Raw genomic sequence first — 24,500 nt, 5'->3', positions numbered from 1 at the left:
AACGAGCGAATGGTGCGATGGTCACTCCGGCCAGCTCGCCCCTGAGGCGGGTTGCGCGGTTTCCCCGCGTCGGGAGTGACCACCGGGGCACGATGGCCGGATGGCGCAGCAGCAGGAGTGGCGACGAGTACGGGCCCGCCGGGCCGCCGCGGCCGTGCTGGCGGGGTTCGCCCTGCTCACCGCGTGCGGCGGGGGAGCGGACGGTGACGACGGGCCCACGGTACCGCCGACCGCGAGCGGGACGCTGGAGCAGATCGCGTCGAAGGCGCACTGCGAGCCGAACGTGCAGACGGACGCCGAGGAGCTGCGGCAGGCCAACTGCAATACCGGCGACGGACGTTACGTACTGGCCACCTTCGCCACCGATCGCGGCCAGCGGGAGTGGATCAACGAGGCCAAGGCCTACGGCGGTTCGTACCTGGTCGGCCGGAAGTGGGTGGCCGTCGGTGATCCTGAGGTGGTCGCGGCGCTGCGCGGCCGGCTCGGGGGGACGGTGGAGACCGCCTCGCCGCACCACTCGGGGAAGAGCGGCAGTGGGGGGAGCGAGGGCGGGCACTCCGGTCACCACGGGAGCTGACCGCGCAGGTTCGGGGGCCGGCCGTCGGGGGCCGGCCGGGGCCGCAGTCCTGATCAGGCGGGCTCGCGGCCCGGTCCGGACGGGACCCCGGCAGCCGGGGTCACCGCCTCAGCGGCACCTGCGTCCGCCGTTGACGCAGCTCACCACCCTCTTCATCAGCTTGTCGTCGAAGACGTTGATGAAGTCACCATGATCGGTGACGGGCTTGTGCAGCTGCTCGGGGAAGGAGTCGACGGCGAAGCCAGGACCCGGCGGAACGTCGTACACGATGCGCTGCACGAGCTGCGGCACGGCCTTGAAGCCGCTGGGGCAACGCCCGTCGTCCTGCGCGAACGCCACATGGGTGCGGTGGTTGGCGCTGTCGGTGTTCCGCCCGTCCCAACAGCTCTGGAAGGCGAACGACCGTACGACCTGGCTGCCTTCGGGGCAGATCGGGTACTTGTCCTCGAGCTGCCTGTCCTCGAACCCGGTGCAGCTCCAGGAGGCGTTGGCGTTGGCGTCGCCGTTGGTGAACGCCTTGGCGTCCCCGGTGATGATCCGCAGGAACCGCGGCATGGCCGTGACCTTCCCGGCGGGCGAGCCGACGAACTTCAGCGTGACCTGGGACGGGGTCTGGATCTCCCCGGTGTTCTGGTCCCTGCCGCCGCCGTCCGCGTCCGCGTCGTTCTCGTCCTGCCCGTTCTGCACGCGGAGCACGGGCCAGTAGTACGTGGACCGGTCGCCCTGGTTCCGGCAGGTCGTCCCGCCGCCGGCCAGATCGTCGTCCCCGGCGAAGGCGTCGGTGGCCTGGTTCCCGACGTAGTCGTGCATGTGGTGGGCGCCGTTGCTCACGCCCGGGGCGGCGATGACGTTGTCGGGATTGAACTTGCCGTTCTCGTTGCGGCCGCAGTCGGTGGTGAACGTGCCGCGCGAGGCTCCCCGGCGGGTGCGGGGCCGGTCGACGTTCGGCTGCACGGACTGGATGTCGACGAAGTCGGAGGCCTCGGGGCCGTTGCCCTGCTGCCCCTGGCCGCCGTCGCCTTCCTGACCGCCGTCCCGGCCCTGGTCGGCGCCGTCGTCCTGACCGCCGTCGCCCTGCCCGTCGCCCTGGCCGCCGTTCCCCTCTTGGCCGCTGTCGCCCTGGCCGCCGTTCCCGCCCTCTCCGCCGTCCTCGTCGTCCGCGCGCAGGCTGCACCCGGCGAGCCCGTCCAGCCCCTGCGGCCGGTCACCCGCCGCCCGCTCCACGGCGGTCCCGATGCGGTCGAGGCTGGCCGCCCGCTTGCTCGACAACGGCCCGAGCACCGCGTTCCCGGCCAGGTCCGGATCCCGGGAGATCTGCTCCCTGCGGTCCGCGAACTGCCGGTACGCGTCGGTGATCTGCGTGTCCATGGCCGCCAGTTCGCGATCGACCTCCGGCCGCGCCTGGTCCGGTACGTCGGGCAGGGAGATCCCCGCGTCGGGGCAGTCGATCGTGGACATCCGGCGAGCCGCGTCCTGGAACCGTCCCGGTGGCGCACCGGACGCCCCTTCCCCCGCACTCGCGTAGAAGTTCACGGCGACCAGCCCACCCCCACCCAGAATCAGCGCGACCGAGGCGACGATCGCCCGGTTGGCCGGCGTCGAGCGTTTCCTGCGCGATGTGCGTCCCATGGAACTCCTCCGCTTCGGGGCTTCGAGTCAGAAGCGCGACGTTCCATACGGACGGTGCGCCCCGCCCGTTCAGACCGGAGGAGAACTCGTGGGGCGCGCGGTGCGGCGGGTGACCGGTCCGCCCGCGGCGGTCAGCCCCGGTCGAGGTAGGCGAGCACCGCCAGCACGCGGCGGTTGTCGTCGTCCGACACCGGCAGGCCGAGCTTCGCGAAGATGTTCGAGGTGTGCTTGGCCACCGCGCGCTCCGTGACCACCAGCTGTGCCGCGATCGCCACGTTGGAACGCCCCTGCGCCATCAGCCCCATGACCTCGCGCTCCCGCGGTGTCAGCCCGCCCATCGGCTCGTCGGCGGAACGCCGGGACAGCAGCTGCGAGATCACCTGCGGGTCCATCGCCGTACCGCCGGCGGCGACCCTGCGGACGGCGTCGATGAACTGGTCCGCGTCGAACACCCGGTCCTTCAGCAGGTAGCCGATGCCGCCGGCGCCGTCGGCGAGCAACTCCCGGGCGTACAACTGCTCCACGTGCTGCGACAGCACCAGCACCGGAAGCCCGGGCCTGTCGCGGCGGGCGGCCAGCGCGCACTGCAGGCCCTCGTCCGTGTGGGACGGCGGGAGCCGGACGTCGACGACGGCGACGTCCGGCTTCAGGTCGGCCAGTGCCCTGGTCAGTTCGGGCCCGGTCCCGACCGCCGCCGCGATCTCGAAGTCGTACGCCTCCAGCATGCGCACGAGGCCGTCGCGGAGCAGGAAGAGATCTTCGGCTAGGACAACGCGCAAGGGATCTCCATGGTCACCATGGTGGGACCGCCCACAGGGCTGCTGACGGCCAGTACGCCGTCGAATGTACCCAGTCGGCGTTCGATCCCGCTCAGTCCCGAACCGCCCCCGGCCGCCGCACCGCCCCTGCCGTTGTCCGTGACCGAGATCCGCAGCATGCCCTCGGCGTGGTGCACGTCCACCCATACGCGGTCGGCACCCGAGTGCTTCACCGCGTTCGTCAGCGCCTCGCTGACCGCGAAGTACGCCGCCGACTCGACCGGGGCTCCGGCGCGGCCGTCCAGTTCCACCGTCACCTCGGACCCGACCGGCATCCGCAGGGCGAGCGCCTTCACCGCGTCCCCGAGCCCCCGCTCGGCGAGCACCGGCGGATGGATGCCCCGGACGAGGTCGCGCAGCTCCGTCAGCGCCTCGGCGGAGGACGCGCGCGCCGTCGCCAGCAGCTTCCTGGCCTGCGCGGGGTCCTTCTCGATGAGCGCCTCCACGGTGCCGAGGTTCATGCCCATGGCGACCAGCCGGGCCTGCGCCCCGTCGTGCAGGTCCCGCTCGATGCGCCGGAGTTCGGACGCGGCCGTGTCCACGGCCTCGTGCCGGGTTTCGGTGAGCCGGTCGATGCGCTGCGCGAGCTCCCCCTGGGTGGGTGCGAGCACGGAGCGGGCGAGCAGGAAGTGGGCCCGCAGCAGGGGCCCGGTCGCCCACAGGCCGACGTGGAAGACGGCGACGCCGAGTGCGGCGGCGGCCAGACCGGTCAGCTGACTGCTGACCGGCACGAATCCGTACCAGTACGGGCTGTCCTGGAACACCCGCCACAGCCCCGCGGCCAGCACGAGCCCCTCCAGCGGGTAGACCATCAGCGCGAAGGAGAGGGCCAGCAGCACGTATCCCGCCGTCATGTCGAGCAGCAGCCACCGGAGGTCCCGCCAGGTGGCCGGGTCCTTCAGCAGCAGCGTGGTCCGCTCGACCTGGCCCGTGAACCCGGTGCGCAGATCCTTCGGGAACGGCCGGTACGGCACCGGGATACGGACGTCGGACCAGGTCGCCGCGAGCAGTCGGCGCCGGTTCGCGTGGCTGCGCACCGCACGTACGACCCACGGTGTGGTGACCAGCCCCACCCCCAGCGGGACGAAGGCGATGGAGAGGACCGCCAGCACGAAGAGCGTGACCGAGCCCGCGACGCTCGCGAAGGAGAGGACGAACGCCCGGCCCGCGGCCGCCAGAGCGGTCCTCGTCCGGCTCCGTGCGGACTGCAACATGGTGTCTCCCCTCGCCGGGCCCCACGTCGGATCCCGTTCGACGCCAAGTCTCGCCTGTGCGCACGGTGTTCCGTCAGCCGTCCCGCCACCCGCCGGGGGGTGTACCTGGCACCACCCTCCCGATGCGGTGCCGTGGTCCGTGAACCGTCCCGCGAACGAGGGGAGGCCCAGGAGGGGACCAGCGACCCCGGGGCCTCCCGCCGCGCCGGTGCGCGATCAGGGCGTGTACTTGTAGCCGACGCGCCGCACGGTCTGGATCGACCGGCGGTGCTCGGCGCCCAGCTTGCGGCGCAGCCGGGCGACATGGACGTCGACGGTGCGTCCGTCGCCCACGTGCCCGTAGCCCCAGACCGTGGTCACCAACTGGTCGCGGGTGTGCACCCGGTGCGGATGCGCCACCAGGTGCGCGAGCAGCTCGAACTCGAGGTACGTGAGGTCGAGCGTGACTCCGTCCACGGCGGCGGTGCGCCGGGTGGAGTCGATCCGGACGGGGCCGCTCGCGGGACCGTCCGCCGGCTCCGGCGCGAGCTCCCGGTGCCGGGCGGCCGCCACGGCACCGGCCAGAGCAGGCTGCTGGTCGGCGGGGACGAGCACCAGGTAACCGACCATCGGAGGACGGCCGGGCAGCGCCGGCAGCGTGTGCTGGGGCGCGGGCAGCCAGGTGGCGCCCGGCGGCAGCAGGCCGGCCACTTCAGCGAACTCGGCGACCTCGTCACGGTCGACGGCACGCAGCCGGGGGCGGCTGGGGGACAGGGTGTTGCGGGAGGTGGTGGCCGCAGCGGGCACCGCGGACGCCGCTGTGGCGGCGGACGCGGTGGAGAAGGTACGGGTGTTCGCCATGAGGGTCAGCTCTTTCGCGCGAGGAGTCGTCGAGGACGTACGTCGTGCGCGCGGGCCGAAGGCCGGTGTGAGGCGGCTTTAGAGGGCCTGCGCGTTCCACGCGCGGCAACACACCCGGTCGAAGTCATGGTGCTGACGGGAGGGCCAGAACGGCTCGAGGTCGCTGCGACCCGACGCGGTGTGCTGGAAGCTGGCCATGTCCCCATTGAAGCAGAGATCACGGTCGCGCAGCAGAGGTCTCTCACCCGTCGATACGGACCTTCGGGTCATGCTCCCCACCATTCCCTCCCGTACCGTCCGTACCACCGTCACCGCGCGGGCCGGGCATGCCGAAGGGGCGTCCGCCAGGCGGACGCCCCTTCGGTGCGGAGAGGGTGGGGATCAGACCTGGCCGGCCTTCTCCAGCGCGGTGCAGCAGGTGTCGACGATCAGCCGCGTGACGACGTACGGGTCGACGTTGGCGTTCGGGCGGCGGTCCTCGATGTAGCCCTTGCGGTCCTGCTCGACCTGCCACGGGATGCGGACCGAGGCGCCGCGGTCGGAGACGCCGTAGCTGTACTCGTTCCACGGGGCGGTCTCGTGCAGGCCGGTCAGCCGGTCGTCGATGCCCGCGCCGTAGTGCTTGACGTGGTCCATCGGCTTGGAGCCCTCGCCGAGCGACTCGCAGGCGGTGATGATCGGCTCGTAGCCCTCGCGCATGGCCTTGGTGGAGAAGTTGGTGTGCGCGCCTGCGCCGTTCCAGTCGCCCTTGACCGGCTTCGGGTCCAGCGTCGCGGAGACGTCGAAGTCCTCGGCGGTGCGGTAGAGCAGCCAGCGGGCGATCCACAGGTGGTCGGAGACCTCCAGCGGCGAGACCGGGCCGACCTGGAACTCCCACTGGCCGGGCATGACCTCGGCGTTGATGCCGGAGATGGCGAGACCCGCCTTGAGGCAGTTGTCCAGGTGCTTCTCGACGATGTCGCGGCCGAAGATCTCGTCGGAGCCCACACCGCAGTAGTAGCCGCCCTGAGCGGCCGGGAAGCCGCCCTCGGGGAAGCCGAGCGGGCGGTGCCCGTCGAAGAAGGTGTACTCCTGCTCGATGCCGAAGATCGGCTCCTGGGCCGCGAACTGCTCGGCCGTGGGACGCAGCGAGGCGCGCGTGTTGGACTCGTGCGGAGTCATGTCGATGTTGAAGACCTCGCACAGGACGAGGACGTCGTCGCCGCCCCGGATCGGGTCCGGACACGAGAAGACCGGCTTCAGCACCCGGTCGGAGGCGTGGCCCTCGGCCTGGTTCGTGCTCGAACCGTCGAAGCCCCAGATGGGCAGATCCGCCGCGTCCTGGGAGGGGCTCCCGGGCATGATCTTCGTCTTGGAGCGAAGCTTGGCGGTCGGCTCGGTGCCGTCGATCCAGATGTACTCAGCCTTGAACGTCACGGACGCCATCCTTTGCGGGTGCTGCGGTCTATGGTGCGCAGCTTCGCAAGCCGCGATTTCCCGACCGTTGCCCGGATGTGAACCCCGCGTTACCGGGGTTTCCCCGAGGTGTCGGACGGCAGGCCTCCTCCGCCTTGAAGCCCCAGCGGAGCCGTCTCACCCCCCGGCGTACTGGATACGGTCCGCGCCGGGCGGCCCCGTCCGGGCACACTTGCCGCATGACCACACTTCCCGCCCCGGGCGGACCGCTGCGGATCGGCCTCGTCGGCGCGGGCCCCTGGGCCCGCATGACCCACGCCCCCGCCCTCGCCTCCCACCCCGGCGCGGTGCTGAGCGGCGTCTGGGGCCGCCGCCCCGAAGCGGCGGAGGCCCTGGCCGCGGCCCACGGGACCGAGGCGTACACCGGGGACACGGGCTTCGACGCACTCCTGGCCGGGAGCGACGCGGTCGCCTTCGCCGTGCCGCCGGACGTCCAGGCACCCCTGGCCGCGCGTGCCGCCGACGCCGGACGGCACCTGCTGCTGGACAAGCCGGTCGCCACCACGGTGGCGGGCGCGCGCGAGGTCGCCGAGGCGGCCGAGCGGGCCCGGGTCGCCTCCGTGGTCTTCTGCACGCTGCGCTTCGCCGGGGGCACCGCCGGATGGATCGACGAACAGGCTGCGGCCGGAGGGTGGTTCACGGCCCGAGCCACGTGGATCGGCGCGCTGTTCGCCCCGGGCGCGGGCAGCGAGTTCGGTGCCTCGCCCTGGCGCCGCGAGAAGGGGGGCCTGTGGGACGTGGGCCCGCACGCGCTCTCCGTCCTGGTCCCGGTCCTGGGCGATGTGACGGAGGTGACCGCCGCCCGCGGGCCCGCCGACGCCACGCACCTGCTCCTGCGGCACACCTCGGGCGCGTCGAGCACGGTGACGCTCGCGCTGGACGCACCGTCGGGCGCGGCGGGCACCGAGGTCGAGTTCCGGGGCGAGGCGGGGGTGTCCGGCCTGCCCGCGGGGGACGGTGACGCGCGGGACGCGTTCCGGGCCGCCGTGGACGCGCTGGCCGAAGCGGCGCGTACGGGAGTCGCTCACCCCTGCGACGTACGGTTCGGGCTGCGGCTCACCGAGGTGCTCGCTCAGGCCGAGGCGCGGCTGGGGCCGGTGGACGCCTGACCGCGAACCGGTCGGCGGTGGGCCGTCCGGGGCCCGGGCGCCGCGTGCGGCTCACCGCCCCAGCGCGTCCCGCACCGCCTCGTCCGTCCGCGCCACCACGGCGCTCCCGTCCCGCGCGGTGATGATCGGGCGCTGGATCAGCTTCGGATGGCCGGCCAGCGCCGTGATCCACCGTTCGCGCGAACCGGCCTCCCTCGGCCACTCCTTCACACCGAGCTCCGCGGCCTCGGGCTCCCCGGTCCGGGTGATGTCCCACGGCTCCAGCCCGAGGCGGCCGAGCACGTCCCGGATCTCCTCGGTGGTGGGCACGTCCTCCAGGTAGCGGCGGACGGTGTACTCGGCGCCCTCGGCGTCGAGCAGACCCACCGCGCTGCGGCACTTGGAACAGGCGGGATTGATCCAGATCTCCATGGTGCCCAGGTTACCTGAGTGACCTCCGAAACCCCCTCTGACCAGGGGCTGTTGTCGGTGGGAGGCAGTAGAATGGAGGGAGTTCGTGAGGGTTCCACCACCGTGCCAGGAGGTTGCCGATGGCCGTCGCCACAGTCACGACCGAGCCGCTCCACAAGCCGCTGCGGAAGAAGCCGCTCCCCGCGGGCCGGCCCCGCGAGTGGTACGTCTCCCACAACCGCCGCCTGAAGGCCATGCGCTTGGCGATCGCCCTGCTCGACACCGGGGTGTACCAGCCGTCGAGCGCCGACAACGACCGGATACGCGCGGCCGCCGGCCGCCTCGCCATCCACCCGCCGTCCGACACCACCTGCCGCATGGTCCGTGCCCTGATCCGCTACGGCCGCTGACCCGGCCGCCCGCGCCCCCGGAAGGACGGGGGCACGGGTCCGGACACCTTCGAGGACCTCCGCACCCGGGCCCGTCCGACCCGGCCCGGCCCACCGGCATTCCACGCGCTGTTCGGAAGTGCGACGTGTCACAGACAACACGGCGACCCTGTGGGAACTTCAACTCTGCTACTCCTCAGTTGAGTTACCGACGCGCGCGTGGAGAGGTCGAATGAGCACTCTGCAAGCCATCACGCTCGACCAGGTGGTCGACACGGACCGCTACCCCCTGTCGGACCCGGAGAGCACCGAAGGCCGCGCCGTGGTGGCGCGGGCGCGGAGCGAACTGGCCTCGGTCGGCTGCACCGTACTCCCCGACTTCATCCGGCCCTCGCTCCACGAGGTCCTTCGGCGGGAGTGCGCCGCCATCGCCCCACAGGCGTACTTCGACGTGGAGACGGTGAACGTCTACAACATCGACGTGGACGCGGACCTGCCCCAGGACCACCCCGGCCGGCGGACCTTCGAGCGCGGCAACGCGTTCGTCGCCCGTGACCGGGTCCCCGCGGACTCCCTCATCAGCAGGCTCTACGCCGACGAACTCTTCCAGCGCTTCGTCGCCGACTGCTTCGCCCTGCCCCGCCTGCACGAGCTCGCCGACCCGCTCTCCGGGCTCGTACTCAACGTCGTACGGCCGGGGATGGAGCACCCCTGGCACTTCGACACCAACGAGTACACGGTCAGCATGCTCACCCAGGAGGCACAGGAGGGCGGTGACTTCGAGTACTGCCCGAACATCAGGTCCGCCGAGGACGAGCACTTCGACGACGTCCGCGACGTCCTGGACGGCCGCGGCGGGCGGCTCGTCGAGCGCCTGCCGCTGCGGCCCGGCGACCTGCAGCTGTTCAAGGGCCGCTACTCGCTCCACCGGGTCAGCCCCGTCCGGGGCGAGCACGCGCGCCACAGCGCGATCTTCGCCTACAGCGAGCGCCCCGGCGTCATCGGGAGCGTGGCGCGCACCAGACAGCTCTTCGGCCGGGTGCTGCCCGAGCACCGGGTCGCGGAGGGCCGTGCCGTGCGGGGCGACCGACTGCTGGACTGAGGGCTCGTGGGGAAGCGACCCCTCGCTTCCCCGCGAGCCCTCGGCGAACGGTTCCAGACCAGGGCCCAGCCACCCCACCAAGGAGAAGCCCCGTGCGTTTCGACGCGACCGGAAAAGTCTCGCTGGACCACATCTACACCGCGCCCGACCCGCGGACGTACTTCCAGGAACTGCGCCCCCTCGGCTACTGCGTACCCCAACTGGCCAAGCCCCACTTCGAGGAGTTCGTCAAGGAGTACCGGGAGACGGAGCGGGTCGCCGCGCCCCGGGTCCTCGACATCGGCTGCTCGTACGGGATCAACGCCGCCCTGCTGAAGTACGACCTCACGATGGACGAGCTGTACGCGCGCTACGACGGCACCGGCCCCTCCTCCCGCGCCGGGCTGGTGGCGCGCGACCGGGAGTTGTCCCGCGCCCGCACACCCGCGCACGGCCTGCGCTTCACCGGCCTGGACGCCTCCACCAGCGCCCTGGCCTACGCGCGCGACGCCGGGTACCTCGACGACGCCGTCCACGCCGACCTGGAGACGGACGACCCCACCCCGGAGCAGCGTGCCAGGCTCGCGGGCACGGACCTGGTGATCTCGACCGGCTGCATCGGCTACGTCACCGAACGCACCCTCGTCCGCGTCGTGGAGGCCCAGGACGGCCGCCTCCCCTGGATGGCGCACTTCGTCCTGCGGATGTTCCCGTTCGAGCCCGTCGGGGAGGCCCTGGCGGAGCTGGGCTACCGCACGGTCCGCGTCGACGGGGTGTTCAGGCAGCGGCGGTTCGCCGACGCCGGGGAACAGCGACGCGTCCTGGACAACATGGCCGCGGCCGAGGTCGACGCGAGCGGGCTGGAGGAGGATGGCTGGCTCTACGCTCAGCTCCACCTCTCCAGACCGCAGCACCGGTAGCGTCCCCGCCCCCGGCCCCCAGACCCCGATCCGCACCACTCACCGAGAAGAGAGCCGCATTGAACGTCAGTCAGGAAGCCGCAGCAGGAGCGACCTTCGCCCGGGAGAGCACCCTGCCGCGCGTGCCGCTGCCCACACTCGAGGCGAGCTGCGAGAGGTTCCTCGCCTGGTGCACCCCCTTGCTGACCGAGGAGGAGCGGGCGGCGACGGAGGCCGAGGTCGCGGCCTTCCTGCGGCCCGGCGGCCCCGGCCGGACCCTGCACGCCGCCCTGGAGGAGTACGACGCCACCGAAGGGGTGCACAGCTGGCTCGACACCTTCTGGCCGTACCGCTACCTCGGCCGCCGGGACCGCATCGCGCTCAACGCCAACTTCTTCTTCCTCTTCCAGGACACCGGTGAGGGGCAGCTCGACCGGGCGGCAGGACTCGTCGCCGGAGCGCTCCACTACAAGCGGCGGCTCGACGAGGGACTCGTGGCGCCGGTCGAGCAGCGCGGGGTCCCGCAGTCGATGGTGCAGAACACCTACCTGTTCTCCACGACGCGCATCCCCGGAGTGCCGCTGGACACCGTGCGCGCACCGTACAGCGAGCAGGAGCCCGGACCCTCAACCGCCCGGCACATCGTGGTGTTCTTCCGGGGCACCATGTTCCGGCTCGACGTGATCGGCCCCGACGGCGTCCCGCACAGCCTCGACGAGATCGAGGCCGGGCTGCGCGCCGTCACCAAGGCCGACATCCACACGCCCGAGGAGGACCGGGCGGGCCACCTCACGACGATGGCACGGGCCGAGTGGGCGGCCACCCGGCAGACGCTGCTCGCAGGCGGACCCGGCAACGCCCGGACGCTGGACGACATCGAGACCGCCCTGTTCTGCGTGTGCCTGGAGGACTTCGCACCCGGCAGCACCCAGGCCACCTGCGACGAACTGCTGCACGGCGACCGGGGCAACCGGTGGTTCGACAAGGCCGTCTCCTTCGTCGTCTACGCCGACGGACAGGCGGGCATCAACGTCGAGCACTGCGAGCTGGACGGGACGACCATCCTCAGCTTCACCGACGCCCTGCTCGGCACCCCGGCCGCCGAGCACTCCCTCGGCTCCGGCGCACGCTCCCAGGGCGAGCCGGTCCCGCGCCCGCTCACCCTGGAGCTGGACGAGCCGCTGAGGGCCCGGGTCCGCGCCGCCGCCGAGGAGTTCGCCGCGTACGGGGCCGCCACCGCCACCAGCACCGTGTCGTTCGAGGACTTCGGCAGCACGGCCGCCAAGGCGCTCGGGGTGTCCCCGGACGCCTTCGTCCAGGCCGCGTACCAGCTGGCCCATCAGCGCGCCAAGGGCCACCTGGGGGCGACGTACGAGTCGATCGCCACCCGGCAGTACCGCCACGGCCGCACCGAGGCGATGCGCGTCGTGACCCCCGAGATGCCGGCTTTCGTCGCGGCGATGGACGACCCGGCAGCCGGCCGTGACGCCCGCCGCGCCGCCTTCCGCGCGGCGGCGGCGGCCCACGTCGCACGGGCCAGGGAATGCCAGGCCGGAGAAGCGCCCGAGCAGCACCTCTGGGAGCTCGAACTGATCCAGCGCCGCCGGGGCGATGAGCTCGGTGTGGACGGACAACCCGCCCTGTACCGCTCGCCGGGCTGGCTGACCATGCGGGACGACTACCTCAGCACGAGCTCGGCGCCGTCCGAGAACATCCAGTACTTCGGCTTCGGCTCCACGAGCAGCAAGTGCATCGGGGTCGCCTACGTCCTGCTGCCGGAGCGCTTCAACCTCTACCTGAGCACCCCGCGGCCGGTGGCCGACCAGATGCACGCCTTCGCCGACCGGCTCCGCGAGGCGGTCGCCGAGCTGCGGGAACTGCTCGCGGACTGACCCGCGCGGCCCGGCCCGGCACGACGAAGGGCCGCCGCCCCGGTGATCCGGGGCGGCGGCCCTTGACGCTGCCGGGGAGCTCGGGCTCCCGGAACGCCTAGAGGTCGAAGTACAGCTCGAACTCGTGCGGGTGCGGCCGCAGCTGGATCGGGGCGATCTCGTTCGTGCGCTTGTAGTCGATCCACGTCTCGATCAGGTCGGGCGTGAAGACTCCGCCGGCCTGGAGGTACTCGTGGTCGGCCTCCAGCGCGTCGAGGACGGCCGGGAGCGAGGTCGGGACCTGCTGGACGCCCGCGTGCTCCTCGGGAGCCAGCTCGTAGAGGTCCTTGTCGATCGGCTCCGGCGGCTCGATCTTGTTCTTGACGCCGTCCAGGCCGGCCATCAGCAGGGCCGAGAACGCCAGGTACGGGTTCGAGGACGGGTCGGGGGCGCGGAACTCGACGCGCTTCGCCTTCGGGTTGGAGCCCGTGATCGGGATACGCATCGCGGCGGAGCGGTTTCGCTGCGAGTACACCATGTTGACCGGGGCCTCGAAGCCGGGGACCAGGCGGTGGTAGGAGTTCACCGTCGGGTTGGTGAAGGCCAGCAGCGACGGGGCGTGCTTCAGGATGCCGCCGATGTAGTAGCGCGCCATGTCCGACAGGCCGGCGTAACCCTGCTCGTCGTAGAAGAGCGGCGTGCCGCCCTGCCACAGCGATTGGTGCACGTGCATGCCCGAACCGTTGTCACCGAAGATCGGCTTCGGCATGAAGGTCGCGGTCTTGCCGTTGCGCCAGGCGACGTTCTTCACGATGTACTTGAAGAGCATCAGGTCGTCGGCCGCGGCGAGCAGCGTGTTGAACTTGTAGTTGATCTCCGCCTGGCCGGCGGTGCCGACCTCGTGGTGCTGGCGCTCGACCTGGAGGCCGTTCTTGTCCAGCTCGATGGAGATCTCGGCACGCAGGTCGGCGAAGTGGTCGACCGGCGGGGTCGGGAAGTACCCGCCCTTGTAGCGGACCTTGTAGCCACGGTTGTTCTCCACCGCACCGGTGTTCCAGGCGCCGGCCTCGGAGTCGATGTGGTAGAAGCTCTCGTTCGCCGACGTCTGGAAGCGGACGTTGTCGAAGACGTAGAACTCGGCCTCGGGGCCGAAGTAGGCGGTGTCGGCGACACCCGTGGAGGCGAGGTAGGCCTCCGCCTTCTTGGCCACGTTCCGCGGGTCACGGCTGTACTGCTCGCCGGTGATCGGGTCGTGGATGAAGAAGTTGATGTTCACGGTCTTGTCGCGGCGGAACGGGTCGACACGAGCCGTCGACAGGTCCGCGCGGAGCGCCATGTCCGACTCGTGGATGGCCTGGAAGCCGCGGATCGACGAGCCGTCGAATGCCAGTTCCTCGGCCGGGTCGAAGGACGCCGCGGGGATCGTGAAGTGCTGCATCACACCCGGCAGGTCGCAGAACCGGACATCGACGAACTTGACGTCGTTGTCGGAGATGTACTTCTGGACTTCGTCGGCGTTCTGGAACATCCAACTCCTCCTACTCCCGACCCGGGAAAGGGCGGGGTTGCAGCTCGTCTGTGTGGCCAGTGCGGTGGCACACGCTGGACCCGACCTTAGGCAGAAGGGATTTCTCCAGCATGACCCATTTGTTTCGCACAAGTTAACCAGCCCGCTTGCGGGCGGCACCTCGGCGACGTGTTCCGTGCCCCGCCCGGCCAGGTGCAAACGTGTGCGCAGTACCGTGGACGCGTGGACAACAGGCAAGCAATCGGATCGTGGCTCTCGGGGCCGCGCGCGGCGGCCGAGGAGATGGGCGCCGACTTCGGTCACCGGGGCGAGCACCTCGGTCTGCCCCGGGAGGGCCCGGGGTCCATCGCCCCGCTGGGCCGACGCTTCGGGGCCCTCTTCATCGACTGGACCGTGTGCATGGTGATCGCATACGGGCTGCTCGCTCGCGGTGACCAGCAGGCGGCGGGGAACTGGGCGCTCGGCGTCTTCCTCGTCATGAGCCTGCTCACGGTCGGAACCGTCGGTTCCACACCGGGCAAGCGGATCATGGGCCTGCGGGTCGTCGCCGAGGACGGCGGGCGGCTCGGCACCGTACGGGTGGTCCTGCGGAGCGTGCTGCTCCTCCTGGTGATCCCGGCCATCGTCTGGGACCGCGACAGCCGCGGCCTGCACGACCGGCTGTCCCGCGCCGTCCAGGTCCGTATCTGAACCGTCCGCATCCCGGACACCTCCAGTCCACGGAACCGGGGACGTCCGGCGCGCGGTACGGGGCGCGTCCGGCCCCTGGAACCCGTGGGCACGCGGAAGCCGGACGCGTACGACGAGAAGGGCGGCCCCGGACGAGATCTCGTCCGGGGCCGCCCTTCGTCCGTTCCCGCGGTGTCAGCGCATCTTTCCGCCGCGCGGCATCCGCATGCCCTTCGGCATCGGACCCTTCGGCAGCGGCATGTTGCTCATGAGGTCGCCCATCGCGCGCAGCCGGTCGTTCGTCGCCGTCACCTGCGGGCCGGTGAGGATCCGCGGGAGCTTCAGCATCTTGGTGCGCACCTTCTTCAGCGGCACCTGGCCCTCGCCGTCGCCGACGATGATGTCGTGGACGGGTACGTCGACGACGATGCGCGCCATCCGCCTCTTCTCGGCCGCCAGCAGGCTCTTCACCCGGTTCGGGTTGCCCTCGGCCACCAGCACGATGCCCGCCTTGCCGACGGCCCGGTGGACGACGTCCTGGCTGCGGTTCATCGCGACCGCCGGGGTCGTGGTCCAGCCACGGCCCACCCGGTCCAGCACCGCCGCGGCGGCGCCCGGCTGCCCCTCCATCTGCCCGAAGGCCGCGCGCTCGGCACGGCGTCCGAAGATGATCGCCATCGCGAGGAGGGCCAGTACGAAGCCCAGGATGCCCGCGTAGACCGGGTGACCGATCAGGAAGCCGATGGCGAGGAGGACACCGAAGGTGATGATTCCCACACCCGCGACGACGAGACCCACCTTGGGGTCCGACCGCCTGGTCATCTTGTAGGTCAGGACGATCTGCTTGAGCCGTCCCGCGTTCTCGGCGCTGTCCGCGCCGTCAGTGTTTGCCTTCCTCGCCATGTACGGAAGTTTACGTGGCGCGGGAGCGACCTAGGAACGGTGGGCGGCCACAGCGCTCAGCACGTGCTCCGCCTCGACCCGGTCCTGGGCCCTGCGGCGGTCCTCCAGGACCGCCGTCCAGGCGTTGCGGCGGGCGGTGCGCTGGCCGCTGCTCATCAGCAGCGACTCGACCGCGCGGAGCGCGGTGGTGACGGTCGGGATGGCGTTGGCTCGAACCGGTGCGGCGTGCATCTTGGGTGTTCCCCCTCGTAGCGGATGCGCGCGTGCGGCGCGCACTGGGTAGCGGGAAGCAATGACAGCGCTGGCTGCTGGAGCCACCGCGTATGTACCTAGGGTCACTGCTCGGTGTTACCAGTGCATGACCGGTCGGTCAAACACCAATGAAACTCTGATTTCGGCGCCGCGCACGCCGACGCGGCCCATACGGGCCCCGGACCTGCGGGGGACGTACGGGCCGCGTCGTCGCGGCTGTGACTGTTCAGTGATCGCTTGTGCGCCGACTCACACGGCCGGCGTGACCGCCGCGGCCGCACCGCGGCGCTCGACCGCCTGCTGGAAGAGGCGTCCGGCGCGGTACGACGAGCGCACCAGCGGTCCCGACATGACACCGGAGTAGCCGATCGCGTCGGCCTCGTCCTTGAGCTCCACGAACTCGTGCGGCTTCACCCAGCGCTCGACCGGGTGGTGCCGCACGGAGGGGCGGAGGTACTGCGTAATCGTGATGAGCTCGCAACCCGCGTCGTACAGGTCCTGGAGCGCCTCGCTGACCTCCTCGCGGGTCTCGCCCATGCCGAGGATCAGGTTGGACTTCGTCACCAGGCCGGCCTCGCGGGCCTTCGTGATGACCTCCAGGGAGCGCTCGTAACGGAAGCCGGGGCGGATGCGCTTGAAGATCCGCGGCACCGTCTCGACGTTGTGCGCGAGCACCTCGGGGCGCGAGGAGAAGACCTCGGCCAGCTGCTCGGGCTCCGCGTTGAAGTCGGGGATCAGCAGCTCGACCTTGGTCGCGCCGGTCTCCCGCTCCGCCGTCAGCGCGTGGATCTGGCGCACGGTCTCCGCGTACAGCCAGGCGCCGCCGTCCTCCAGGTCGTCGCGGGCGACGCCGGTGATCGTGGCGTAGTTCAGGTCCATCTTGACCACGGACTCGCCCACCCGGCGGGGCTCGTCGAGGTCCAGGGCCTGCGGCTTCCCGGTGTCGATCTGGCAGAAGTCGCAGCGCCTCGTGCACTGGTCCCCGCCGATGAGGAAGGTGGCCTCGCGGTCCTCCCAGCATTCGAAGATGTTGGGACAGCCGGCCTCCTGGCACACCGTGTGCAGACCCTCGCTCTTCACGAGTTTCTGCAGCTGGTTGTACTCGGGGCCCATCTTCGCCCGGGTCTTGATCCACTCGGGCTTGCGCTCGATGGGGGTCTGACTGTTCCGGACCTCGAGGCGCAGCATCTTGCGCCCGTCGGGTGCGACAGCGGACACTCCGGCACTCCCCTTAGCTCTCACTGCATTGGAATCTTCGGCGAACACCAGGGTACGCCCGTAGTTAGAACGGTCTTACGTCTGCCCAACCTGTGGCCGACAGGCCCTATTCCCACCGGGCCCCTGCGGGCGCCTCAGACGGGTGTGACGGCGGCCCCGGGAGCGGCGACCGCGCGGGGCGCCGGTTCGGCGTTCTCCAGCACGTCCCGCAGGTGCCTCTCCGCGACCGGGAGCACGTCGTCGATCGTGACCTCGCTGCCCAGTTCGTAACTGAGCGAGGTGACACCCGCGTCCCGGATGCCGCACGGCACGATCCGGTCGAACGAGGTGTTGTCCGGATTCACGTTGAGCGAGAAGCCGTGCATGGTCACCCCCTTGGCGACGCGGATGCCGATCGCGGCGAGCTTGCGGTCCTCGCGGCGCTGGCCGGCGTTGGACGGCGCGTACTGCGGACCGTTGAGCCGGGCGTCGAACTCCTCGTCGTGCAGCCGCGGGTCGAAGTCCAGGGAGAGCCCGCCGAGCGCCGGGCGGTCCTCGACCGGGTCGCCGAGCACCCAGACACCGCTCCGGCCCTCGACCCGGCTGGTCTCCACACCGAACTCGGCGGCCGTGCGGATGAGGGCGTCCTCGAGGCGGCGTACGTGGGCGACCACGTCCACCGGGCGGGGCAGCTTCAGGATCGGGTAGCCGATGAGCTGCCCGGGGCCGTGCCAGGTGATCTTCCCGCCCCGGTCCACGTCGATGACGGGCGTGCCGTCCAACGGGCGCTCGCTCTCCGTGGTGCGCCGTCCCGCCGTGTAGACGGACGGGTGCTCGAGGAGCAGGCAGGTGTCGGGGACGGTGTCCTCGAACCGTGCGGCGTGCACCTCGCGCTGCTTCTGCCAGGCCTCCTGGTAGTCGACGGCCTTCTCGCCGAAGCCCAGACGGACGAACCGCAGCTCACTCACTCGGGTGCCTCCCTACTCGCGGTGCCGCCGGGCCGGGGGGTCTCCCCGGAGCCACGTCACCATGCACTGATGTGCGCCCCCAGCCACTGTACGACCGCTCCGGCCGGGGGAGTCCGGCAGGCCGCCCGCGGCCGATTACGTCAGCGATCCGGGCAATCCTCACACGATCGGATGAACGTGGAGCGAAGGGCGCCGGGAAGACCGCGGGGGCGGCTAAATTCGCGCCGTTCCATAACGGGCTTGCCCGCTCCCAGCCGTGGGGGAGCCCGGGAGGGCTGCCCGCCCGGCCTCGAAGGCAGGAGACCTTTCAGCTGATGTCGGAACGACCGCCCCAGCGCACCCCGAACCGACGCCTCGCCGCTCTCATCGCGGAAGCCGGCTTCTCCCATGCCGGACTGGCCCGCCGGGTGGACCAGCTCGGCCTCGAACACGGGCTCGACCTGCGATACGACAAGACCTCGGTGACCCGCTGGCTGCGCGGCCAGCAGCCCCGGGGCACCACCCCCGCGCTGATCGCCGAGGTGTTCACCCGGCGTCTGGGACGCAGGCTGTCCGCGCAGGACCTGGGCCTGGACGCGTGCGCGCCGGTCTACGCCGGTCTGGAGTTCGCGGCCACGCCCGCCGAGGCCGTCGACATCGTCAGCGGACTGTGGCGCAAGGACTCGGGCAGCCATGCCGAGCTGCGCAGGATCGCCTTCACGCCGGCCGGACTGGTCGTCCCCAGCAGGGACTGGCTGATCGGCCGCGCCGACGAGTGGGTCGGCCGGGGCGAGGAGCGGGCCGCCGGTGCGGGCGGCCTGCCCGCGCCGCGCGGGGCAGCCGAGTCCAACGGCGCGCGGGCCCCGCACGGACTGCGACAGGCGAACGTGACCGGAACCCCGCAGTCACCCGGAGGCCGCGGCCCCGGTTCCTCCCGGCCGCCCACACCGCCGCCGCCCCTCGGCGTCCCGCGCCAGCGGCAGACCGAGCGCGGCACGGGCCAGCGGGTCGGCAGCGGTGACGTCGCCGCGCTCCGCTCCGTCGGCGAGCTCTTCCGGACGCTGGACAACGCCTACGGCGGCGGCCACGCCCGGCAGGCCCTCGTCCGCTACCTGGAGCACGAGGCCGAGCCCATGCTCCGCGGGAGCTACGGCGAGGCCATGGGCAGGCGGCTGTTCTCGGCTGCCGCCGACCTCACCAGGCTGGCGGGCTGGACCTCGTACGACATCGCCGCGCACGGACTCGCCCAGCGCTACTTCGTCCAGGCCCTGCGGCTCGCCCAGGCCGCCGGCGACCGGGCGTACGGCGCCTTCGTCCTGATCACGATGAGCCGGCAGGCGGTCTACCTCGGGCACGGCAGGGAAGCCATCCAGCTCGCCCGGGTCGCCCAGCAGGGCATCGGCTCCTCCGCGCCGCAGATCGTCATGGCCCTGCTGCACGCCGTCGAGGCACGTGGCCACGGCGTCCTGGGTGAGACCAGGGCCTGCGTCGCCGCGCTCGTACGGGCGGAACGCGCACTGCAGAGCTCCCGGCCGGGGGACGACGTGCCGCACTGGGCGCGCTTCTTCGACGAGGCCCAGCTCGCCGACGAGTTCGGACACTGCCACCGCGATCTGCAGCAGTACCGGGTGGCCGCGCAGCACGCCGAGAAGTCCCTGCAGCTGAGGGCGCCGGCGTTCGCCCGGAGCAGGCTGTTCTGCCGCGTGGTGCTCGCCTCCGCGCGGCTCGGGCTGGGCGAGCTGGACCAGGCCTGCCTGCTGGGCGCCGAGGCGGCCCAGCAGGCGGCGGAGATGCGGTCGGCGCGCGCGACGGAGTACGTACGGGACTTCGAGCGGCGCCTGGAGCCGTACCGGGACGCCGTCGCCGTGCGGGGCTACCGCGACCGGGTCGCCGCGCTCGGCTGAGCCGCGTCTAGGCGGCCACGGGCAGTTCCGTCCCGTCCACGTGTCGTCGGCTCACCCCCAGGTCCGCCAGGATCGCCGAGGCCGCGCGCCTGCCCGAGTGCAGGGCGCCCTGCACGGTGCTCGTGTCGCGGTGGTCGCCGCAGACGTACAGCCCGTCGAGCACCCGGACCGGCCGCCGCGGATCGTGCGGCGGCGGCATCGCCGGGACCGCCTCCGGGTCGTGGTGTGCCGCCAGCAGCTCCCAGTCGCCGGTGGGAGTGCCGTACAGCACGGCGAGGTGGGCGCGGACCGTGCGGTCCAGGTCAGGTGGCGGCGGGCCGAGCACCGTCGAGGTGATCAGGGTCCGGCCGCGCGGCGCGCGCGAGGGGTCGACCTCGCTCATCACGGCCGTGTGCGCGACCGGACCCGACCGGTCCGCGTCCAGCAGCAGCCGCCCCCCGGTCGGCGGTGCCTGGGCCGCGGTGTGGTGCAGCACCGTCACCGGATGGAACTCCGGCGTCCGCAGGCCGGGCAGCAGCTCGGCCGCCGCTCCCGCACCGGTCGCCAGCAGCAGTGACCGGCAGCCGAGTTCGCCGTGCTCCTTGGTGCGTACGGAGGTGATGTCCGCCGCCGTCACGTGCACCCCGGTACGCACGGTCCCGGGCGGCAGGGCGGCGGCCAGCAGTTCGGGCAGTGCCGAGGAACCGCCCGAGGGCACGCAGAGCCGGCCGCGTGCGTAGTGGCGGAGGGTCAGTTCGGCGCAGCGGCTCGACGTGGTGAGTTCCGGATCGCCGAGCAGGGCCGAGAGCAGAGGCCGCAGGAAGCCGCCGACGACGCGTGGGGACAGGCCGCGTGCGGCCAGGGCGTCGAGCGCGGGACCGTCCGGCCGGGCCGCGATGCGCGACTCGGGTGTGGTGGCGAGCCTTGCCAGCCAGGCGCCGAGCCGGGCCTGTTCTATCGCCCCGCCCAGGGGCCCGCTGGGGGCGCTCGATCGGGAGCGCGCTGCGCGGAGTGCGCCCCTCGCGCTCCGTATGTCCCCGGCGCGGTAACGCCGTCCCCCGCTGTGGACGAGCACCCCGGGGGCGAAGTCCCGCAGCACCAGGCCGTCGAGCCCCGGTGCGGTGCTCAGCTCCGGATACGCGGAACTGAGCAGCGGGCCCAGATGGTCGAGCCGGAACCCGTCCACGTCATGAGTGGCCATCCGGCCGCCCACGTGCTCGGCGGCCTCCAGGACGCTGACGTCCACTCCTGCGCCGATCAGCTGGTGTGCCGCCGACAGGCCGGCTATCCCGGCCCCGATGATGACCACATCCGCGTGGTCTGCTGTGTGTGCGGTGAGCACGTGCCCCTCCCCGAGTCGGTGCGACTGGTGGGGGGCTAGTGCCCCCAACACGCCCCCGGAACGCCCGAGTTCGGGTCGAGGTTAGGCGGATGGCCGATACAGGTGCAGTCGCGCGGACCCAGTGCACCGGTGCACGGGGTCGCACCGCGGCCCCGGTCCGGCGCGGCGACGGACCGCCGCGACCGGGACCGGTCAGCGCAGCGCGGCGCGGATCGCGTCGTCGATGCCGGGGAAGGCGAACGTGAAGCCCGAGTCGAGAAGTTGGCCGGGCAGCACCCGCTGGCTGCCAAGGACGTCGTCGGAGAACTCCCCGAGCGCGAGCTTCAGCGCCGGCGCCGGTGCGGTGAACAGGGTCGGACGACGCAGCACCCGCCCCATCGCGGCCGTCACCTGGCCGTTGGTGACGGGGGAGGGACCGGTCAGGTTCACCGGACCGGAGAGCGTCCCGGTGTCCAGGATGTGCCGCAGGGCGGCGACGTGGTCGTGCAGCGCGATGAAGCTCCAGTACTGCCGCCCGTTTCCGAGCCGCCCGCCGAGTCCCGCCCGGAACAGCGGGAAGAGCCGGCCCCAGGCCCCGCCCTCCTTGGAGACGACCAGACCGGTCCTGGCGTGGACCGTGCGGACGCCCGCCTCCTCGGCCGGTGCCGTGGCCTCCTCCCACTCCACGCACACGGACGGCAGGAAGCCCTCGCCGGGCGGGGCGCTCTCGTCGACCGCCCGGTCCCCGGTGTCCCCGTAGAAGCCGATGGCGGACCCGGAGAGCAGCACCTTCGGCGGTGAGTCGAGGGAGGCGACGGCCTCGGCGACGGCCGCCGTGCCCAGCACCCGGCTGTCCCGGATCTCCCTCTTGTACGCGTCGGTCCACCGGTGGTCGCCGACCCCGGCGCCCGCGAGGTGGACGACCGCGTCACAGCCGACCAGGCCCGCCACGTCGACGTACTGGCGCTTCGGGTCCCACTCCACCTCGTCGCCGGTGGCGGCGGGGCGGCGCACCAGGCGCACCACCTCGTGCCCGTCCGCGCGGAGCGAGCGCACCAGCGCGGCTCCGATGAGTCCTGTCGATCCGGTGACGGCGATACGGGAACGAAGCATGGCATCCATCCTGCCCCATGGGTCACGGCCCATTCGGAAGGCCGGGCGCGGAAACCCGCGTGGCACAGTGGCGCCCATGGCCGCGCCGCAGATCCGCTCCCTACGCCCCGTCCGTTTCGCCGTCCCCGAGGACGAGGCGGAACTCGCGGAGCTCGACCGGGCCACATGGTCGCCCCTGCACGCCGTGCTGCCGAGGCCGCAGCCGCCGTACGCGCCGTTCCTCGACGACCGGAACAGGCCCGACGACTTCCTGGTCGCCGAGGCCGTCACCGACGACGGGGAACGCCTGGCCGGCTACCTCCGGCTGGGACGCCCGACCCCGCTCGCCTGCAACGCCCACGTACGCCAGATCCAGGGCCTCGCCGTCGCCGGGTGGGCGCGGCGCCACGGCATCGCACGAGCGCTCCTGCACGCCGCCTGCACCGAGGCGCGCAGACAGGGCGCCGGACGGCTCACGCTGCGCGTGCTGGGGCACAACAGCCCCGCGCGGGCGCTCTACGCGGCGGAGGGATTCACCGTCGAGGGCGTGCTGCCGGGGGAGTTCTTCCTGCACGGCCGTTACGTCGACGACGTCCTGATGGGCCGCTCGCTGACCGGCTGACCGGCTGACCGGGCTGACCGGCCGTCGGCCTCGCGGGCCGAGCGCGTGGAACCGTGCCGGAAGCCCGCGGCGTCAGGCCGGCCCGAAGCGCTCCCACAGCGCCGGGTACCGGTCCGCGAGCGCCGCGTCGTCGTCGAGGCCGAAGGGCGTGCCCTCCGGTTCCGCGGCCTGCGGGGGCAGTCCGAGGTCGGGGGAGACCACGCCGGTCAACTGCTCGTAGGCCTCGTCGGCGGCGTAGCCGAGATCCTCGCCGTCGCCGTCGAGCTCCTCGTCGAAGTCCTCCAGCAGTTCGGCCAGGCTGTCCGGATCGTGCATGGCGCCCTCGAAGACCTCCCGCCCCTGCGCGATCAGCCAGCAGCGGAAGAAGTCGAACGCGTCGTCGCCCGCCCCGCCGAGCAGCACGGCGGCCGCACCCCACAGGTCCCAGCGGTAGGCGCGGTTGTAGCGGGCCTCGAAGTGCCTGGCGAAGTCCAGCACGGAGTCGGGATCGAGCCGCGCCAACCGTTCGACGAGCAGGTCCGCGTGCTCCTCGGGGTCGCCGTCGGCGGCCTCGCGGGTGCTGTCGACGATCTCCCAGAACTCCGTCTCGTCCATCACGGGTCCAGCATCTGCCCCGACGGCGGGCGACGCACGCCCAGACACCGAAATGAAGCCTTCGGCTTCACTTCGGGGCCACTTCAGCGATAGAGGTCGCGCAGTCGTTCGGCCGTATCGGCAAAGCGTTCGCGCAGGGCGGCGGGAGCGAGCACCTCCACCTCGGGCCCGAGCGCGAGCAGCTGCTCGTACGCCACCTCGGCGGACTCGACCGGTAGGACGACCGTGCGCAGCCCGCCCGCGTCGGGACCGGCCGCACCCGCGAGCGCCTCCTCGGCGGCGGCCCGGTCCACGACGTGCGGCAGCCGCCTCACGCCGGCCTCCGACAGCCGCACGGTCACCTCCGTACGCAGGATCGACCGGGCGAACTGAGCCGCCCGGTCCGCCCAGAAGCGCGGCAGGTCGAAGTCCTCGTCCCGCACGAACCGGGTCTCCGAGACGGCGACGGCCGTGAACCGGTCGATCCGGTACACCCGGAAGTCCTCGTCCGCCCGGGCGCAGAGGTACCAGACCCCGGCCTTCAGCACGAGTCCGTACGGCGCGAGCTCCCGTTCCACCTCACCGGCCGATCCGCGGCGGTAGCGCGCACGGACCGGCCGGTCGTCCCACACGGCCTCCGCGACGGCGGGCAGCAGCTCGGGGGTGGCCGGCTCGTGGTACCAGCCGGGGGCGTCCAGGTGGAAGCGCTGGGCGGCGGTGCGTGAGGCGTCCCGGAGCGAGGGGAGCAGAGCCGCCGAGACCTTCAGCCGGGCGGCCGAGGCCGCGTCGTCCAGTCCCATCTCCCGCAGGGCGGAGGGCAGGCCCGACAGGAAGAGGGCCTCGGCCTCGTGACGGGCGAGCCCGGTGAGGCGCGTCCGGTAGCCGCCGACCAGGCGGTAGCCGCCGGCCCGGCCCCGGTCGGCGTACACCGGCACACCCGCCTCGGAGAGTGCCTGGGCGTCCCGGGTCACGGTGCGCTCCGACACCTCCAGTTCCCGGGCCAGTTCGGCGCCGGTCATGGCGGGGCGGGACTGCAGGAGCAGCACCATCTTGATGAGGCGGGCGGCACGCATGGAGCCCATTGTGGCGCGCGTGGCCACGCCGGCGAGGACGAGGGCCGGGGCGACCCGTGGGACGGCGGCGGGGGGGGGGGGCGGGGGGGCCCGGGGACCCCCCCCCCCCCGGCGCAACACACCACGAAAAGACCGCGCGGCCGGGACGGAGGAGGGCGGGGGAGGCCG

At 72.2% G+C, this 24,500-nt stretch carries 24 protein-coding genes; 9 read left to right on the top strand and 15 right to left on the bottom strand.

The features are described 5' to 3' along the window. The first annotated feature begins 100 nt into the window (after window positions 1-100). Window positions 101-577 (top strand): hypothetical protein, encoded by a 477-nt coding sequence (locus tag AB0I83_RS21065; RefSeq protein WP_363305699.1) that lies wholly within the window; start codon window positions 101-103, stop codon window positions 575-577. 108 nt (window positions 578-685) lie between these two features. Here AB0I83_RS21065 and AB0I83_RS21060 read toward each other — a convergent pair whose 3' ends face one another. From AB0I83_RS21060 to glnII, 5 genes are all read right to left on the bottom strand, one after another. Beyond that, window positions 686-2,206 (bottom strand): DUF1996 domain-containing protein, encoded by a 1,521-nt coding sequence (locus tag AB0I83_RS21060; protein ID WP_363305698.1) that lies wholly within the window; start codon window positions 2,204-2,206, stop codon window positions 686-688. A 131-nt stretch (window positions 2,207-2,337) separates the two neighbouring features. After that, the gene (locus tag AB0I83_RS21055) at window positions 2,338-2,985 is read right to left on the bottom strand and encodes a response regulator transcription factor (protein ID WP_363305697.1); all 648 of its coding nucleotides are present in this window, start codon (window positions 2,983-2,985) and stop codon (window positions 2,338-2,340) included. After that, complete coding sequence (locus AB0I83_RS21050) at window positions 2,970-4,238, bottom strand: sensor domain-containing protein (protein ID WP_363305696.1); 1,269 nt, start codon at window positions 4,236-4,238, stop codon at window positions 2,970-2,972. The genes AB0I83_RS21055 and AB0I83_RS21050 overlap by 16 nt, the downstream gene beginning before the upstream one ends. Before the next feature lie 216 nt (window positions 4,239-4,454). Continuing rightward, window positions 4,455-5,078 (bottom strand): winged helix-turn-helix domain-containing protein, encoded by a 624-nt coding sequence (locus AB0I83_RS21045; RefSeq protein ID WP_363305695.1) that lies wholly within the window; start codon window positions 5,076-5,078, stop codon window positions 4,455-4,457. 381 nt (window positions 5,079-5,459) lie between these two features. Next, complete coding sequence (glnII, locus tag AB0I83_RS21040; RefSeq protein ID WP_356840225.1) at window positions 5,460-6,494, bottom strand: glutamine synthetase; 1,035 nt, start codon at window positions 6,492-6,494, stop codon at window positions 5,460-5,462. Window positions 6,495-6,712: 218 nt separating this feature from the next. On the opposite strand from glnII, the gene AB0I83_RS21035 reads away from it, so the two are divergent. Continuing rightward, window positions 6,713-7,642 carry a Gfo/Idh/MocA family oxidoreductase gene (locus AB0I83_RS21035; protein ID WP_363305694.1) on the top strand — a complete coding sequence of 310 codons (930 nt, stop codon included), beginning with the start codon at window positions 6,713-6,715 and terminating at the stop codon, window positions 7,640-7,642. Window positions 7,643-7,693: 51 nt separating this feature from the next. Here AB0I83_RS21035 and AB0I83_RS21030 read toward each other — a convergent pair whose 3' ends face one another. Beyond that, window positions 7,694-8,053, bottom strand: a complete 360-nt coding sequence (locus AB0I83_RS21030; protein ID WP_356840222.1) for an arsenate reductase family protein — start codon at window positions 8,051-8,053, stop codon at window positions 7,694-7,696. A 119-nt stretch (window positions 8,054-8,172) separates the two neighbouring features. Here AB0I83_RS21030 and AB0I83_RS21025 point away from each other — a divergent pair, with 119 nt between their 5' ends. From AB0I83_RS21025 to AB0I83_RS21010, 4 genes are all read left to right on the top strand, one after another. Continuing rightward, entirely contained in the window at window positions 8,173-8,442 is a 270-nt protein-coding gene (locus AB0I83_RS21025; protein ID WP_356533089.1) for a hypothetical protein, read from the top strand. A gap of 211 nt (window positions 8,443-8,653) precedes the next feature. Further along, window positions 8,654-9,523 carry an arpA protein gene (locus AB0I83_RS21020; protein WP_356533088.1) on the top strand — a complete coding sequence of 290 codons (870 nt, stop codon included), beginning with the start codon at window positions 8,654-8,656 and terminating at the stop codon, window positions 9,521-9,523. A 92-nt stretch (window positions 9,524-9,615) separates the two neighbouring features. Next, entirely contained in the window at window positions 9,616-10,422 is an 807-nt protein-coding gene (locus AB0I83_RS21015) for a class I SAM-dependent methyltransferase (RefSeq protein WP_356533087.1), read from the top strand. Between the two features lie 59 nt (window positions 10,423-10,481). After that, window positions 10,482-12,293 carry a choline/carnitine O-acyltransferase gene (locus AB0I83_RS21010; protein ID WP_363305693.1) on the top strand — a complete coding sequence of 604 codons (1,812 nt, stop codon included), beginning with the start codon at window positions 10,482-10,484 and terminating at the stop codon, window positions 12,291-12,293. Between the two features lie 97 nt (window positions 12,294-12,390). Here the strand turns inward: AB0I83_RS21010 and glnA are convergent, their stop codons facing one another. After that, complete coding sequence (gene glnA / locus AB0I83_RS21005; RefSeq protein ID WP_356844378.1) at window positions 12,391-13,800, bottom strand: type I glutamate--ammonia ligase; 1,410 nt, start codon at window positions 13,798-13,800, stop codon at window positions 12,391-12,393. 222 nt (window positions 13,801-14,022) lie between these two features. Here glnA and AB0I83_RS21000 point away from each other — a divergent pair, with 222 nt between their 5' ends. Beyond that, window positions 14,023-14,490 carry an RDD family protein gene (locus AB0I83_RS21000; RefSeq protein WP_363305692.1) on the top strand — a complete coding sequence of 156 codons (468 nt, stop codon included), beginning with the start codon at window positions 14,023-14,025 and terminating at the stop codon, window positions 14,488-14,490. Between the two features lie 174 nt (window positions 14,491-14,664). Here AB0I83_RS21000 and AB0I83_RS20995 read toward each other — a convergent pair whose 3' ends face one another. The 4 genes from AB0I83_RS20995 to lipB all read right to left on the bottom strand — a co-directional run bounded on the left by AB0I83_RS20995 (window position 14,665) and on the right by lipB (window position 17,789). Next, entirely contained in the window at window positions 14,665-15,372 is a 708-nt protein-coding gene (locus AB0I83_RS20995; protein WP_356538165.1) for a DUF4191 domain-containing protein, read from the bottom strand. 30 nt (window positions 15,373-15,402) lie between these two features. Beyond that, the gene (locus AB0I83_RS20990) at window positions 15,403-15,603 is read right to left on the bottom strand and encodes a hypothetical protein (RefSeq protein WP_363305691.1); all 201 of its coding nucleotides are present in this window, start codon (window positions 15,601-15,603) and stop codon (window positions 15,403-15,405) included. A 270-nt stretch (window positions 15,604-15,873) separates the two neighbouring features. Next, window positions 15,874-16,842 carry a lipoyl synthase gene (lipA, locus tag AB0I83_RS20985; RefSeq protein WP_356538161.1) on the bottom strand — a complete coding sequence of 323 codons (969 nt, stop codon included), beginning with the start codon at window positions 16,840-16,842 and terminating at the stop codon, window positions 15,874-15,876. A gap of 134 nt (window positions 16,843-16,976) precedes the next feature. Beyond that, a complete protein-coding gene (gene lipB, locus AB0I83_RS20980; protein ID WP_363305690.1) occupies window positions 16,977-17,789 on the bottom strand; it encodes a lipoyl(octanoyl) transferase LipB in 813 nt (270 codons plus the stop codon). Between the two features lie 314 nt (window positions 17,790-18,103). Between lipB and AB0I83_RS20975 the strand changes: the two genes are divergently transcribed. After that, window positions 18,104-19,672, top strand: coding sequence for a regulator (locus AB0I83_RS20975; protein ID WP_363305689.1), 1,569 nt, complete (start codon window positions 18,104-18,106; stop codon window positions 19,670-19,672). Between the two features lie 7 nt (window positions 19,673-19,679). Here AB0I83_RS20975 and AB0I83_RS20970 read toward each other — a convergent pair whose 3' ends face one another. Both AB0I83_RS20970 and AB0I83_RS20965 read right to left on the bottom strand, forming a co-directional pair. Further along, window positions 19,680-20,993, bottom strand: a complete 1,314-nt coding sequence (locus AB0I83_RS20970; protein WP_363305688.1) for an FAD-dependent oxidoreductase — start codon at window positions 20,991-20,993, stop codon at window positions 19,680-19,682. 192 nt (window positions 20,994-21,185) lie between these two features. Further along, window positions 21,186-22,085 carry a TIGR01777 family oxidoreductase gene (locus AB0I83_RS20965; RefSeq protein ID WP_356538154.1) on the bottom strand — a complete coding sequence of 300 codons (900 nt, stop codon included), beginning with the start codon at window positions 22,083-22,085 and terminating at the stop codon, window positions 21,186-21,188. Between the two features lie 76 nt (window positions 22,086-22,161). On the opposite strand from AB0I83_RS20965, the gene AB0I83_RS20960 reads away from it, so the two are divergent. Next, window positions 22,162-22,686 carry a GNAT family N-acetyltransferase gene (locus AB0I83_RS20960; protein ID WP_356844325.1) on the top strand — a complete coding sequence of 175 codons (525 nt, stop codon included), beginning with the start codon at window positions 22,162-22,164 and terminating at the stop codon, window positions 22,684-22,686. A gap of 72 nt (window positions 22,687-22,758) precedes the next feature. On the opposite strand, the gene AB0I83_RS20955 is transcribed toward AB0I83_RS20960, so the two are convergent. Both AB0I83_RS20955 and AB0I83_RS20950 read right to left on the bottom strand, forming a co-directional pair. Continuing rightward, complete coding sequence (locus AB0I83_RS20955) at window positions 22,759-23,280, bottom strand: DUF4240 domain-containing protein (protein WP_363305805.1); 522 nt, start codon at window positions 23,278-23,280, stop codon at window positions 22,759-22,761. An 83-nt stretch (window positions 23,281-23,363) separates the two neighbouring features. Continuing rightward, window positions 23,364-24,332, bottom strand: coding sequence for a WYL domain-containing protein (locus tag AB0I83_RS20950; protein ID WP_356538151.1), 969 nt, complete (start codon window positions 24,330-24,332; stop codon window positions 23,364-23,366). Window positions 24,333-24,500: the final 168 nt, after the last annotated feature.

The organism is Streptomyces sp. NPDC049970, assembly GCF_040660235.1.
Taxonomy (GTDB): Bacteria; Actinomycetota; Actinomycetes; order Streptomycetales; family Streptomycetaceae; genus Streptomyces.
This window is presented reverse-complemented; position numbering and strand designations above follow the sequence as displayed.